At 63.2% G+C, this 13,349-nt stretch carries 10 protein-coding genes and 1 pseudogene; 2 read left to right on the forward strand and 9 right to left on the reverse strand.

Annotated features, from left to right (window positions below; translation table 11 throughout):
• Positions 1 to 140 precede the first annotated feature (140 nt).
• The gene (locus tag NOF53_RS03870; RefSeq protein WP_255965709.1) at positions 141 to 545 is read right to left on the reverse strand and encodes an SCP2 sterol-binding domain-containing protein; all 405 of its coding nucleotides are present in this window, start codon (positions 543 to 545) and stop codon (positions 141 to 143) included.
• A gap of 258 nt (positions 546 to 803) precedes the next feature.
• Positions 804 to 1,241 carry a tautomerase family protein gene (locus tag NOF53_RS03875; RefSeq protein WP_120660776.1) on the reverse strand — a complete coding sequence of 146 codons (438 nt, stop codon included), beginning with the start codon at positions 1,239 to 1,241 and terminating at the stop codon, positions 804 to 806.
• 659 nt (positions 1,242 to 1,900) lie between these two features.
• On the opposite strand from NOF53_RS03875, the pseudogene NOF53_RS03880 reads away from it, so the two are divergent.
• Positions 1,901 to 3,261 (forward strand): annotated as a pseudogene (locus NOF53_RS03880) (IS256 family transposase).
• A gap of 196 nt (positions 3,262 to 3,457) precedes the next feature.
• Here the strand turns inward: NOF53_RS03880 and NOF53_RS03885 are convergent.
• From NOF53_RS03885 to NOF53_RS03895, 3 genes are all read right to left on the reverse strand, one after another.
• Complete coding sequence (locus NOF53_RS03885) at positions 3,458 to 4,357, reverse strand: MBL fold metallo-hydrolase (protein WP_255965713.1); 900 nt, start codon at positions 4,355 to 4,357, stop codon at positions 3,458 to 3,460.
• A 218-nt stretch (positions 4,358 to 4,575) separates the two neighbouring features.
• Positions 4,576 to 5,481 (reverse strand): alpha/beta hydrolase, encoded by a 906-nt coding sequence (locus tag NOF53_RS03890; RefSeq protein ID WP_255965714.1) that lies wholly within the window; start codon positions 5,479 to 5,481, stop codon positions 4,576 to 4,578.
• 152 nt (positions 5,482 to 5,633) lie between these two features.
• A complete protein-coding gene (locus tag NOF53_RS03895) occupies positions 5,634 to 6,188 on the reverse strand; it encodes a PadR family transcriptional regulator (RefSeq protein ID WP_255965716.1) in 555 nt (184 codons plus the stop codon).
• A gap of 146 nt (positions 6,189 to 6,334) precedes the next feature.
• Here NOF53_RS03895 and NOF53_RS03900 point away from each other — a divergent pair, with 146 nt between their 5' ends.
• On the forward strand, positions 6,335 to 8,356 hold the full coding sequence (locus NOF53_RS03900; protein WP_255965718.1) for an NADPH-dependent 2,4-dienoyl-CoA reductase: 2,022 nt from the start codon (positions 6,335 to 6,337) through the stop codon (positions 8,354 to 8,356).
• Between the two features lie 193 nt (positions 8,357 to 8,549).
• On the opposite strand, the gene NOF53_RS03905 is transcribed toward NOF53_RS03900, so the two are convergent.
• The 4 genes from NOF53_RS03905 to NOF53_RS03920 form a co-directional block, all read right to left on the reverse strand.
• Positions 8,550 to 9,539, reverse strand: coding sequence for an LLM class flavin-dependent oxidoreductase (locus NOF53_RS03905; protein WP_255965719.1), 990 nt, complete (start codon positions 9,537 to 9,539; stop codon positions 8,550 to 8,552).
• A gap of 202 nt (positions 9,540 to 9,741) precedes the next feature.
• On the reverse strand, positions 9,742 to 11,214 hold the full coding sequence (locus NOF53_RS03910) for a class I adenylate-forming enzyme family protein (RefSeq protein ID WP_255965721.1): 1,473 nt from the start codon (positions 11,212 to 11,214) through the stop codon (positions 9,742 to 9,744).
• Between the two features lie 100 nt (positions 11,215 to 11,314).
• The gene (locus NOF53_RS03915) at positions 11,315 to 12,214 is read right to left on the reverse strand and encodes an MBL fold metallo-hydrolase (protein ID WP_255965713.1); all 900 of its coding nucleotides are present in this window, start codon (positions 12,212 to 12,214) and stop codon (positions 11,315 to 11,317) included.
• 218 nt (positions 12,215 to 12,432) lie between these two features.
• Positions 12,433 to 13,338 (reverse strand): alpha/beta hydrolase, encoded by a 906-nt coding sequence (locus NOF53_RS03920; protein ID WP_255965714.1) that lies wholly within the window; start codon positions 13,336 to 13,338, stop codon positions 12,433 to 12,435.
• Positions 13,339 to 13,349: the final 11 nt, after the last annotated feature.

Here is a 13,349-nt window from a genome sequence, read left to right on the forward strand (position 1 = left end):
CGACGCCCATCGGCACCAGCCGGCCCGCCATCGCCCGCTCCCACGCTGTCCGGCGGTCTCGACGCTCGACCTGGCGGAGGTCGAGCGTCGAGACCGAATCGTCCGTCACGACGCGGTGTTCCATCGTTCGAACGGCACGATCAAACGAGTAGGTCCGCCCGGCCGGCGTCCGTCAGCAGCTTGATGTATGTCGGGAAGAGTTCCTTGGCTGCCGGAATGGCCTTGGCCAGGGTGGCCATCTTCCCTTCGATGCCGATCGCACCCGACGTCACGGACAAGAGGAGATTCAGGTCGCCCTGCCAGAAGCGGTTCGCGAATTCACCGGTCATGCGGAGTGTGCAGTCCGACTCGGCGTCGGCGCTGCCCTGGACGGCGGTCATGCGCGGGATGTCGATGATCACGACGCCGTTGGGCTCGGTGGTGACCACCTTGAGTACCCCCTCGGTGCTCGAGAGCTTCTCGACGAGCTTCGGGTCGCTCTTGGCCTGTTCGAACGTCAGTCCGATGAACTTGTACAGGTCCTCGGCGCTGGGCGATGGGGACATTCTTTTGATTCCTCTCGTGACGGCCGTGGGACGACCGGGCGGCAACGACGTTGCCGTGGACTCATAATGAAAGTTGTAACGAGGCTACGAAAAGCTGTGTGGGTTGCTCTGACCGTGGCAAGGTCACATCGGCGTGCGCGCTGGACGAGTGTGTCTGTATGGCTCGTGCGGGCAGGTGCGAATGTGTTGACGCGGTCGGGTAGTCGAAATGTCCGGCGGTATCTGCGCAGACGCCCACCCTCGACGCGGCTCGAGCCGCTAGACCATCTCCCACTCGACGGCGGCGTTCAGGCGCGCCCATTCCCGCTCCGCGTCCGAATCTCCGGGCGGCGGCTTGATCCCATTGGTCCGCCACAGTTGGATCGGGGTTTCGTCGATATGGATCTCCCAGCGGAAACCGCGGTCCTTGACGTGGGGCGCGATTGCGTCCTCGAAAGCGGCCATGGTCATATCCCGGAAATCGTCCGACTCCGGCATACGGCGGGCAATGTGATCGATCGTGATGCGGACGAAATCGTTCGCCGGTTCCCCGCCGATCCAGATGGAGTCAACCGGCTGGTCATGGAAGACGACCACGACGTAGAACCGCGGCAGCCCCGCGAAGTCCACGTAGGTGTCGGTGATCGCGTCCGTGAACGCCTTCTTCTGTTCCTTGCTGTACGCACCTTCCGGCACGTAAATCTTCCACATCGGCATGTCGTTCTCCTTGTCCTTCGAAGCTGGCAACCCGACCATCGGTGTGGTCTAAGCCACAACCAACATTACGAATGTCACGTCCCCGTCAATAGGACCAGGGCGACGGGTGACGGTATTTCTACGCCCGAGAACTGCGCCGGCGGGGCATGGCAATAACGCGCACAACGGCCGGTCCAGGCGATCTTGCCCGGATCCGGCCGTCGAAGAACCGTTACTATTTCTATGTAAGTACCTCGGCTATTTGGCCGGCGTCTGGTTGGATCATGTTGCGCGAGAGAGTGATGCCGCAAACTCGATAATGCAAACCTTGCTGTGTTGAGGGGGCGTGCGGTGGCGGCGTGGATCGAGAGTGTGGGAGACCCGGGCCGGGTTGGATCGCCTCCTCGACGTTGCAGTCCAGTGTCGATGTACGGTCATTCGTGTGGTGGGGGTGGAACCTGCAGTGCAGCAATAGACTTCGGGTATCTGCGAGACGTTCATCCCGCGCTGATGCCACGGGTTGTGGTACCAAGTATCAGATCTATGTAGACGCTGCGTTCGATCATCGATGGCACCCCCACCGCAACTCGTCTGCGGCTTCTTCGCCGACCCCTCACCACATCCGTCCCGCCGCGGGACTGTAAGAACAACGGTGTAACTCTGAAAGGAGATGCACCATTATGACTGATGTGATTGATCGTGAGGCCGAGTCGAACTCGGCACGTGTGGGTGTCAGCGACGCGCGGCTGCAGGAGCTGGTGGATCAGGCGCGGGCCGAGGGTTTGCAGCTCACCGGAGACGGTGGGTTGCTGGCGAGGTTGACCAAGCTGGTGGCCGAGTCCGCGCTCGAGGGCGAGATGGACGACCACCTCGGCTACGGCAAGAATGGCTCGGTCGGCCGGGGCAGCGGCAACTCCCGTGGGCGGCAGACGCGCCAAAACCGTGTTGACCGAGGCCGGACCGGTCGAGCTGGAAGTTCCACGCGATCGCGAGTCGAGTTTCGAGCCGAAGATCGTGGCCAAGCGGCAGCGGCGGCTCACCGGGGTGGAAGACATGGTGATCTCGCTGTCTGCCAAGGGATTGACCACCGGTGAGATTTCTGCGCACATGGCCGAGGTCTATGACGCCGAGGTGTCCAAGCAGATGATCTCAACGATTCCCCCAAGCACTGCGTGCAGGGAGGTACCTAGGTACCCCCACCGAACGGGTGATGGACGGTATGCGCGAGTGGCAGAACCGGCCGCTCGATCCGGTGTATCCGGTGCTGTTCATCGACTGCATCCTCCTCCGCAAGCGGGAGGGACCCCGGTCGTGATGGGCGTGACCGTGGACCGCACCCGAGACATCCGCCCCCGCGAGCGGGAGGTACCTCCAGGGTTATGGGCCGGCGAGCACGGCGACGGGGAGGGGCGAAGCACTGGCTTCGGGTGTTGTCGGAGCTGAAAAACCGCGGTGTGCAGGATGTTCTGATAGTCGTGTGCGACGGTCTGAAGTATCTTCCCGACTCGATCGGACAAGTGGCCGCAGGCTATCGTGCAAACCTGTGTGGTGCACCTCCTCCGCAACACCTACGCCTACGCCTCTCGCAAGGACCGGGCCGAGATCGCCAAGGACCTCAAACGGGTCTCTCCCCCAAGCACTACATGCAAGGAGGTACCTCCACCGCGCCGTCGGAGCAGGCCGCGCTGGACCGGTTCGCCGAGTTCAGTAAGAAATGGGAGAAACGCTATCCCGCGAGCATCCGGCTCTGGACCAACTCCTGGGCCGAGTTCGTGCCGTTCTTGCAGTTCGACCACGCGGTAAGGCAGATCATCTACACGACCAACGCGATCGAGTCGGTCGACGCCCGAATTCGCGGGGCCGTGAAAGCCCGCGGCCATTTCCCGACTGAGGCCGCGGCCCTGAAGTGCGTGTACCTGGCCATCATGAGCCGCGACCCCACGGGCACCGCTCGCCAACGGTGGTCCAACCGATGGAAGGCAGCGCACTGAATGCCTGCGAGATCACCTTTGACGGACGCCTGTCCACCGGACGAAAGTAGCTACAAATCAACCAGTTACACCGTTGTCTGGACAGACCCCTTCGGGCATTCGCGCTGATTGTGGTCACACCGCGTATGAATCACGAAAGGTGCTCTGACCCGGCCGCGCTGCCGATGCTCGCGTATACCAGCGGAGGGGTTGTGGCGCCGGGGCCGGTGGGTGTGGTTGGCCGGGTCGGGGTGTGGTGTTTTTGTGTTATTGCGCGCCGTCGCGGGCGGCGATCGCGTTGATTGCGGAGAATTGCAGGGTCCAGAGATTGGCGTGGTTGGGGTATTTGGCGGACATGGTGGCGATGAGGTCGTCGGCGTCCTTCGCGGCTGGGAAGGCGGCGATGAAGTCCTGGATGTAGGAACGGGTTTGGGCGATCATGGTGTCGACGGCGTAGTCGTCGCCGTCGGGTCTGCGGTGTCCGCACACGATCATCTTCGGTTGGAGTTTTTCCACGATATCGATGGTGTCGAGCCAGTCCTGCCATTCGGCGGGAGTCGACAGGCCGAGCATCGGGTAGATCTCGTTGTAGATGGAATCACCGGCGATGACGGTGTCGATGTCGGGGATGTGCACGATGGTGGTGGGGTGGACGTCGGCTTGTTTCACCTCGATGATGTTGAGCGGGGAGCCGTCGACGTAGAGGGTGTGGCCGTCGAGGGGTTCGGGGAGCGGGCCGGCTGGGATGACGGCGTCGCCGAAGAGCAGGTTCCACTGCATGGTCTGCATGTCCATGGTTTCTTTCATGGACTCGATCACGTGCGGCAATGCCACGCATTTGACGTCCGGGAACCGTTCCTTGAGGGGTCCGATGCCCAGGTAGTGGTCCTGGTGGTCGTGGGTGATGTAGATGGTGGTGAGTTTCTTGCCGGTGCGTTCGATCAGGTCGCCGAGGTCCTGGACGTCGTCTTTGAGGTAGAGCGCGTCGATCAGGACTACTTCGGTTTCGCCGCTGATCAGGATGGCGGTGGTGGGGGAGAAGGTGCCGTCCGGAATGCCGGGAAATTCGACGGCGGGGACGTTGGGCCAGCGGCTGACGAAGACCGTGGCGCGGATGGGGACCGCGGGGGCGTGGGTGGGGACCGTGGAAGTGGTGTCGGTAGTCATGGGGAAACCTCCGGTTGCAGTGGTCGGTCAGTGGCGGCGGCTGCGGGCGCTGACGACAATTCACGGTAGAAAGGCGCGCTTGCTGGTTGATAGAACCAACGCGCCCGGTGGTGGTACGGAAGTGACACGTCCTTTGCCGGCCCCTGATCGGACAGGTCCTCCCCGGCCCCGGGACGCGGGTGTGGCTTCCAGGCTCTCGCCTGGAAGCCACGGATCGATCAGGCGCGTAGGTGTTTGACGAAGTGCTCGCGTGCGGCGCCGGAGACCTCGTCGAAGCCGGGACCTTCGTAGAAGTCGAAGTGTCCGCCATGGGTGACGACGAGCTGCTTGGGCTCGCGGGCCCGCTCGTAGGCGTCGAACGCGAGAGCGTAAGGCGTACACGCGTCCTCGTCGGCGATGATCATCAGCAGCGGCGTGGGCGAGATCTGGCTGATGAAGCTGCCGGGGTCGAATTCGCCGGCCATCTCCAGACTGCGCGCCGTCATCTCGTTCTTCCAGTTCGGAGCCCGGTCCGCCGATACCTTGGTGAACCACTCGTAGGCATCGGGCTGGGGCATCGCGGCCTGCCCCATCGGGTCGGCTGAGACGGCCGGGAGCGTCGCGGGCTCACCACCGGCGAACCGGTTGAGACGGTCGGCGTCGAAGTTCCCACGGACGTGGGGCAGGAAGTCCGGCCGGATCAGCCGGTCCAACGTGGCCGGACCCGAGATCATGGGCACCTGGGCGACGACCGCCTTGACTCTTTTGTCGATCGCCGCGACCATCAGACCGATTCCACCGGAGAAGCTCGAGCCCCAGACGCCGACCTTGGACTCATCGACCTCGGGGCGGGTGGTGGCGTAGGTGATCGCGTTCCGATAGTCCCGGTACTGGAGTACCGGGTCGAGCTCTTGACGAGGAGTTCCGTCGCTGTCACCGAAGTTGCGGTGGTCGTAGACGAGCGCGTTGAGGCCGGCTTCGGCGAAGACGCTGGCGTAGTCGTCCAGGTACATTTCCTTGACGGCGGACATGCCGTGCGTCAGGACGATGACCGGTGCCGGGGTGGTGGTGTTCTGCGCCGGGTAGAACCAGCCGCGGAGGGTGACGTCGCCTTCACCCTTGAATTCGATGTCTTCGCGATTCATGTGCTTTTCCTCTTCACGCCGGGTTGTGTGTCGGACACTGTCAACCTAGGAATGCACGAGCGGGCTCTGATAGAACGAGTGCGCCCTCTACTGGTACCGGTGCGCCAACAATCACGCCGAAACGGTCAATCGATCCGCGGCGTCGGTCAGGATCAGCGACGATGCCGGTCGGCCCGCTCGGTCGCCAGTTGCTCTGCCGCTTTCGCGCACCATTCGGTCCAGGACAGTTCGATATCGATGCCTGCCTGCAGGATCAGGTGCTGGAGGCGTTGTCGGCGCGTCGTGAGGGGGCCGTTGAAGTCTCGATCCTCGATGTCGCGGTACGTCTGGAGAAGGGACCGGTGATAGTCCAAATGCTGGTGAATGTCGTCCGTCAGGTCGACGTCGCCCAGAACGGCGGCGGCGCGCATGCGCACGAGGAGCGGATCCCTGAGGGGCACCGGCTCTTGCCCGGTGCCAACCCATTCTCGTAGATACCGCACGCCTGTTTCGGTGATCTCGTATGTGCGAGGTGCGCCCCTGCCTTTCACCTGGCTGGCATGCGGCTGGATGAGACCGTCGTCGGTCATGTTCCCGAGTTCACGATAGATCTGCTGGTGGGTGGCATGCCAGAAGTAGCCGATGGACGAGTCGAAGCGTCGCGTGAGCTCCTTGCCCGTGGAGGGGCGCTCCACGAGCGCCGTCAGGATCGCGCACCTCAGCGACATCGATTGCTGACCTCCGTTGATGGTCCGGTGATGTAAACGCCGCCAACTTTACGCATGCGCTGTTTCGTTCCTACTTGTGCAACAAGTTGCACAAAAGCTAGTGTTCGCAACAAGACTTCACATGGCCTCTAACAAAGGACGAGACGATGACCGCCTTCCGCAGACTGTTCGAACCGCTGGAGGTGGGGCCGCTGACCCTGCCGAATCGGGTAGTGATGGGTTCGATGCACCTGGGCTTGGAAGAAGTCGAAGGCGGATTCGAGAGGATGGCAGAGTTCTACGCCGAGCGTGCACGGGGCGGTGTCGGGCTCATCGTCACCGGCGGCGTCTCTCCGAACTACGCCGGCAGGCCGTTCGAGGTGGGCGCGACGATGTCCACCGCCGACGACGTACGGCGGCACCAGCTGGTGACACGATCGGTGCACGACGCGGGCAGTCGAATAGTGCTGCAGCTGCTGCATTTCGGCCGCTATGCCAAGCATCCCGATCTAGTGGCGCCGAGTTCCGTGCGAGCGCCGATCAATCGTTTCGTTCCGCGCGAGATGGACCCGGTCGAGATCGAAGAGACGATCGACGACTTCGCGGCCGCGGCTGTGCTGGCGCAGTCCGCAGGTTACGACGGTGTCGAGATCATGGGGTCTGAGGGCTATCTGATCAACGAATTCCTCGCACCCCGTACCAATCTCCGGCTCGATGAATGGGGCGGGGACTTCGATAACAGGGCGCGGTTCGCCCTCGAGATCGTGCGCCGCACCCGCCGATCGGTCGGCGAAGACTTTCTGATCTCTTTCCGGATCTCCGTCGCCGATTTGGTTCCGGACGGTTCCACATTCACCGAGACGATCGAACTGGCGCGGCAACTCGAGCAGGCCGGGGTGTCGATTCTGAGCACCGGCGTCGGTTGGCACGAATCGAGTATCCCGACGATCGCGTCACCGGTGCCTGCGGGAGCGTTCCGAGACTACTCGGCGAAGATCCGCGCGGCCGTGACTATTCCGGTCGTCGCGAGCAACCGGATCAACACTCCCGAACTCGCGGAGGCCATCTTGGCCAGCGGTTCTGCGGACCTCGTATCCATGGCGCGTCCGCTGCTGGCTGACCCGGACTTCGTGAACAAGGCGCGCACCGGGAGGGCGCACCGCATCAACACCTGCATCGCCTGCAATCAAGCGTGCATCGACCATACGTTGGCCGAAAAGACGACGACCTGCTTGGTGAATCCCCGTGCAGGTCATGAGCTCACGCTGCTGGTCACGCCGCCGAAGGTTGGCAAACGTGTCGGCGTGGTGGGGGCCGGACCTGCGGGGATGGCATTCAGTGCGTTCGCCGCCCGACGGGGCCACCAGGTGACACTGTTCGAAAGCCGTCCCACGCTGGGCGGGCAGTTCGATCTGGCTTGGCGTATCCCGGGTAAGTCGGAGTATCGCGAGACGATCAGATACTACGAGGGTGAACTCGAGGAAGCGGGTGTCTCGATCCGGCTGAAGATGCAGGCTGACGCCGAACTGTTGGTGTCCGAGCATTTCGACGAAATCGTCCTCGCGACGGGAGTGAAGCCACGCGACATCTCGATCGCCGGAGCGTCGCATCCGTCGGTGGTCAGCTATGTCGATGTCCTTCGCGGAAGGGCACCGATCGGTGAGCGAGTCGCCATCATCGGTGCCGGCGGCATCGGTTTCGATATCGCCGCGTTCGTCACCAACGAGGAATCGTCCGATACGGATGCACGCGAGGACTTCTTCCAGCACTGGGGAGTGGACGTCGATCCGGATGTTCCGGGCGGAGTGCGGGCACCGGTGAAACGGGGATCCGCACGCAGGGTCTATTTGCTTCAGCGGAAGACCGACAAGGTGGGTGCGGGCCTCGGGTTGACCACTGGCTGGATCCACCGGGCACACGTTGCGTCTCGCGGAGTGGAGATGATGTCGGGGGTTACTTACGAGGCCATCGACGACGCCGGTCTGCACATCACCGTGAACGGTCGCGCCACCACGCTGGACGTGGACACGGTCATCGTGTGTGCCGGACAATTGCCCGAGCGTGACATCTACGACGAGTTGCTGACACGCGGGATACCCACACACCTCATTGGGGGAGCGTCGGTCGCTGCTGAACTGGACGCCAAACGCGCTATTCGGGAGGGCGCGGAACTGGCCGCCAGCATCTGATCGGCGGCGAGGGAGTTGCCTGTGGCTGACGCCCCGGCCAAGGTGCCCTGTCTTCGAGGTGCTTGACCGAATGAGCGAGGAGCGGTCCGCCTGGTCGGCGAACCGCTCCTCCGGTTGGTCGTTGCAGAGTCTCCGGTTCAGCGCTACACGATTCGCGCTCCGTCAACCTCCGTAGCCGTCAACGATCCACAGCTCAGCTCGCGTTGACCTTGGGCATGATTTCCTCGGTCAGACGTTTGAGGTCGTCCATGGTCTTCGAGGTCGGCACGTCCCTGAATGGTGGCCACAGAAGCGGCATTGTCAAGCCTGCCTCCTTGTAGCTCTTGAGCCTGTCCTCGATTTGTTGAGCCGTACCCGCAAGCAAGTTCGTGGCCTTGCCCGCCGGGCTCTGATCGACCGGCTCATCGGTGATGACGAACCAGATCATGCTGCACATGTCGAAGCCCTCGGGAAAGTCCCGGCCGAGTTCGTCCAGCTCGCGCTTCATCTCACCCTTCCAACGCTTGATGTCTTCGGGGGAGTCCTGAATGCCGATCCAGCCCTGCAATCCGTACTTCGCGATCCGCTTTGCAGAGCGCTTGGGGTCCTTGAGGCCTGAGAAGTAGATCGGCGGACCGGGCTTTTGGATCGGCTTGTGACCGAACCCTGATAGCGGGAAGTCGGCGAATTCGCCGTGGTACTCGAATAACTCGTTGGACCAGATGCCCTGCATGATCTCAATCGTTTCGCGCACATGCCCGTGTCGGCGGGGAAACAGGTGCGGGACGCTGGCGGCCGCGAACTCCTCGGGCATCCAGCCCGCCCCGACCCCGACGTTGAGCCTGCCGTTGGATAGGTGGTCCTGGGTGGCGAGTTCTGCGGCGAGGACTCCGGGGGAACGGTACGGGGTGTCGATGATGCTCATGCCGATCCGCACCTTCTGAGTCTTCGCGGCCAGCCATGGGATCAGAGTCATCCCTTGAAACCACTTGCCCCGCGAGATGACCGGCACGCTATTGGGCAGGTCGGTCATCATGCCGAACGGGTATTGTAGTTCCGCCCGGTCGGAGGTTTCGGGGACGACAATCCGGTCGAGTGTCCACACCGAGTCGAAGTCGAGGTCCTCGGCGAGGACGGTGAGATCTTCGAGCTCTTGAAGTGTCACGTGGTCGCGGAAGTTCGGGAGGTAGAGAGCTAGCTTCATCGATCGGGCTCCTCACAATGTCGACGGCGATACGTTCAGCTTGAAGAAGCAACGCGATAGTGCTGACGCTCAGACCGCTTGGTTCAGGCCGTGCAGCCTGGCTGGAGCAGAGTGCGTGGGTGTCTGGATCGGCACCGACGCAGATTCTGTTTGTGAATTTCAGTCCCGCTCAACGCGGTCGCTCGTGCACCCCAACGCTCCGTCAACTACCAACGCGGGCTGTGCTGGCTTCGGCGTGCGTGCTTCGTAGGGTGGGTTTGTCGATCTTGCCGACGGCGTTTTTGGGGATGGCTTTGATTATGTAGGCGGTGGGTCGTTTGTAGCCGGTGAGGTGTTGTTCGCAGAGTGTGGTCAGTGCTGTGGTGTCGATGGTGGAGCCTGGTCGTGGTTGGACGTAGGCGACGACGATCTCGCCCCATTTCTCGTCCGGGACACCGATCACGGCGGCTTCGAGGACCGAGGGGTCTGTGGTCAGGACGTCTTCGATTTCTTTGGGGTAGATGTTCTCTCCGCCGCGGATGATCATGTCTTTCGACCGTCCGACGAGGATGAGGTAGCCCTCGGGGTCGAAGTGGCCGACGTCGCCGGTGTGGAGCCAGCCGTCGACGAGAGTGCGTGCTGTTTCTTCGGGGCGACCGAGGTAGCCGCGCATGATGTTGGGGCCTCGGACGATGACCTCACCGTCCTCGCCGTTGGCCAGTTCGGTGCCGTTGTCGTCGACGATCCGGATTTCCTGACCGATGAGGGGGAGTCCGACGCTGCCGGCGCGGCGGGGGCCGTGGACGGGGTTGCAGGTGGAGACGCAGGTTCCTTCGGAGAGTCCGTAGCCCTCGATGAGTGGGAATCCGTAGCGTGTTTCGAACCGGGTCAGTAGTACGTCTGAGGCGGGTGCGGCTCCGCAGGCCCCGAATCGCAGTGACGTGGTGTCGGGGACGAGTTCGGGGGGGAGCGCGGCGAGCATGTTGTAGATCGTGGGTACCGCGCTGAAGTAGGTGGGACGTTCACGTTCAACGAGGTCGAAGAAGGTTTTGGGGTCGAACCGGCCGACGATGACGGCGCTGCCGCCGGCGAGTAGTGGTGAGAGGATGCTGACGATGATGCCGTTGACGTGGAAGAGCGGCAAGATCAGCAGGGAGCGGTCCGTTGGCCCCAGCGCCAGTGCCACCCCCATCATTTCGGCCATGGCCTCGATGTTGCTGTGGTCGAGCATGACGCCCTTGGGTGTGCCGGTCGTGCCGCTGGTGTAGACGAGTAGCGAGAGGGCGGCTGGGTCCAGGATCGGTGCCGGATCGAACCCTGCAGGGTCGGTGTAGAGGGTGTCGGCGCTGAGGGTGGGGGTGTCCGGTGTGGTCGAGTCGTCCTCGACGACCAGCAGGCGTGCCTGGGAGTCGCGTAGTTGTCGTTCGACTTCGATGTCGGTCATGCTGGGATTGACAGGTGTGATGGTGGCGCCGATCCGCCAGGCTGCGAAGAGGAGCACGACGAACTCGAGGCGGTTGGTCAGTTTCACGGCGACGACGTCGCCGGCTCCGATCCCGAGGTCGTGCAGGTGATGTGAGGCCGCGCGTACACGAGTGAGCAGCTCGGCGTTGGTGAGCGACTGCCGCCCGTCGGAGATCGCCGGCCCGTGCGGGTCCAGATCGGCGCGGTGGTCGGGCAGGGAAGCGAAATGCATGGCGTACCTATCGGGTCGGGGCGCGGTCGGGAGCGGAGGGGCTTGGCGGGACCCGGACCGGTGGGTGTGGTCGGCCGGGTCGGGGTGTGGTGTTTTTGTGTTATTGCGCGCCGTCGCGGGCGGCGATCGCGTTGATTGCGGAGAATTGCAGGGTCCAGAGATTGGCGTGGTTGGGGTATTTGGCGGACATGGTGGCGATGAGGTCGTCGGCGTCCTTCGCGGCTGGGAAGGCGGCGATGAAGTCCTGGATGTAGGAACGGGTTTGGGCGATCATGGTGTCGACGGCGTAGTCGTCGCCGTCGGGTCTGCGGTGTCCGCACACGATCATCTTCGGTTGGAGTTTTTCCACGATATCGATGGTGTCGAGCCAGTCCTGCCATTCGGCGGGAGTCGACAGGCCGAGCATCGGGTAGATCTCGTTGTAGATGGAATCACCGGCGATGACGGTGTCGATGTCGGGGATGTGCACGATGGTGGTGGGGTGGACGTCGGCTTGTTTCACCTCGATGATGTTGAGCGGGGAGCCGTCGACGTAGAGGGTGTGGCCGTCGAGGGGTTCGGGGAGCGGGCCGGCTGGGATGACGGCGTCGCCGAAGAGCAGGTTCCACTGCATGGTCTGCATGTCCATGGTTTCTTTCATGGACTCGATCACGTGCGGCAATGCCACGCATTTGACGTCCGGGAACCGTTCCTTGAGGGGTCCGATGCCCAGGTAGTGGTCCTGGTGGTCGTGGGTGATGTAGATGGTGGTGAGTTTCTTGCCGGTGCGTTCGATCAGGTCGCCGAGGTCCTGGACGTCGTCTTTGAGGTAGAGCGCGTCGATCAGGACTACTTCGGTTTCGCCGCTGATCAGGATGGCGGTGGTGGGGGAGAAGGTGCCGTCCGGAATGCCGGGAAATTCGACGGCGGGGACGTTGGGCCAGCGGCTGACGAAGACCGTGGCGCGGATGGGGACCGCGGGGGCGTGGGTGGGGACCGTGGAAGTGGTGTCGGTAGTCATGGGGAAACCTCCGGTTGCAGTGGTCGGTCAGTGGCGGCGGCTGCGGGCGCTGACGACAATTCACGGTAGAAAGGCGCGCTTGCTGGTTGATAGAACCAACGCGCCCGGTGGTGGTACGGAAGTGACACGTCCTTTGCCGGCCCCTGATCGGACAGGTCCTCCCCGGCCCCGGGACGCGGGTGTGGCTTCCAGGCTCTCGCCTGGAAGCCACGGATCGATCAGGCGCGTAGGTGTTTGACGAAGTGCTCGCGTGCGGCGCCGGAGACCTCGTCGAAGCCGGGACCTTCGTAGAAGTCGAAGTGTCCGCCATGGGTGACGACGAGCTGCTTGGGCTCGCGGGCCCGCTCGTAGGCGTCGAACGCGAGAGCGTAAGGCGTACACGCGTCCTCGTCGGCGATGATCATCAGCAGCGGCGTGGGCGAGATCTGGCTGATGAAGCTGCCGGGGTCGAATTCGCCGGCCATCTCCAGACTGCGCGCCGTCATCTCGTTCTTCCAGTTCGGAGCCCGGTCCGCCGATACCTTGGTGAACCACTCGTAGGCATCGGGCTGGGGCATCGCGGCCTGCCCCATCGGGTCGGCTGAGACGGCCGGGAGCGTCGCGGGCTCACCACCGGCGAACCGGTTGAGACGGTCGGCGTCGAAGTTCCCACGGACGTGGGGCAGGAAGTCCGGCCGGATCAGCCGGTCCAACGTGGCCGGACCCGAGATCATGGGCACCTGGGCGACGACCGCCTTGACTCTTTTGTCGATCGCCGCGACCATCAGACCGATTCCACCGGAGAAGCTCGAGCCCCAGACGCCGACCTTGGACTCATCGACCTCGGGGCGGGTGGTGGCGTAGGTGATCGCGTTCCGATAGTCCCGGTACTGGAGTACCGGGTCGAGCTCTTGACGAGGAGTTCCGTCGCTGTCACCGAAGTTGCGGTGGTCGTAGACGAGCGCGTTGAGGCCGGCTTCGGCGAAGACGCTGGCGTAGTCGTCCAGGTACATTTCCTTGACGGCGGACATGCCGTGCGTCAGGACGATGACCGGTGCCGGGGTGGTGGTGTTCTGCGCCGGGTAGAACCAGCCGCGGAGGGTGACGTCGCCTTCACCCTTGAATTCGATGTCTTCGCGATTCATGTGCTTTTCCT

The organism is Rhodococcus tibetensis, from assembly GCF_024438035.1.
In the GTDB taxonomy this organism is placed as follows: domain Bacteria; phylum Actinomycetota; class Actinomycetes; order Mycobacteriales; family Mycobacteriaceae; genus Rhodococcus_F; species Rhodococcus_F tibetensis.

Excerpts from the sequence above, each read along its gene's own strand:
- NOF53_RS03870 (WP_255965709.1), bottom strand. The coding sequence starts at position 545 with ATGTCCCCATCGCCCAGCGCCGAGGACCTGTACAAGTTCATCGGACTG.
- NOF53_RS03875 (WP_120660776.1), bottom strand. The coding sequence starts at position 1,241 with ATGCCGATGTGGAAGATTTACGTGCCGGAAGGTGCGTACAGCAAGGAA.
- NOF53_RS03885 (WP_255965713.1), bottom strand. The coding sequence starts at position 4,357 with ATGACTACCGACACCACTTCCACGGTCCCCACCCACGCCCCCGCGGTC.
- NOF53_RS03890 (WP_255965714.1), bottom strand. The coding sequence starts at position 5,481 with ATGAATCGCGAAGACATCGAATTCAAGGGTGAAGGCGACGTCACCCTC.
- NOF53_RS03895 (WP_255965716.1), bottom strand. The coding sequence starts at position 6,188 with ATGTCGCTGAGGTGCGCGATCCTGACGGCGCTCGTGGAGCGCCCCTCC.
- NOF53_RS03900 (WP_255965718.1), top strand. The coding sequence starts at position 6,335 with ATGACCGCCTTCCGCAGACTGTTCGAACCGCTGGAGGTGGGGCCGCTG.
- NOF53_RS03905 (WP_255965719.1), bottom strand. The coding sequence starts at position 9,539 with ATGAAGCTAGCTCTCTACCTCCCGAACTTCCGCGACCACGTGACACTT.
- NOF53_RS03910 (WP_255965721.1), bottom strand. The coding sequence starts at position 11,214 with ATGCATTTCGCTTCCCTGCCCGACCACCGCGCCGATCTGGACCCGCAC.
- NOF53_RS03915 (WP_255965713.1), bottom strand. The coding sequence starts at position 12,214 with ATGACTACCGACACCACTTCCACGGTCCCCACCCACGCCCCCGCGGTC.
- NOF53_RS03920 (WP_255965714.1), bottom strand. The coding sequence starts at position 13,338 with ATGAATCGCGAAGACATCGAATTCAAGGGTGAAGGCGACGTCACCCTC.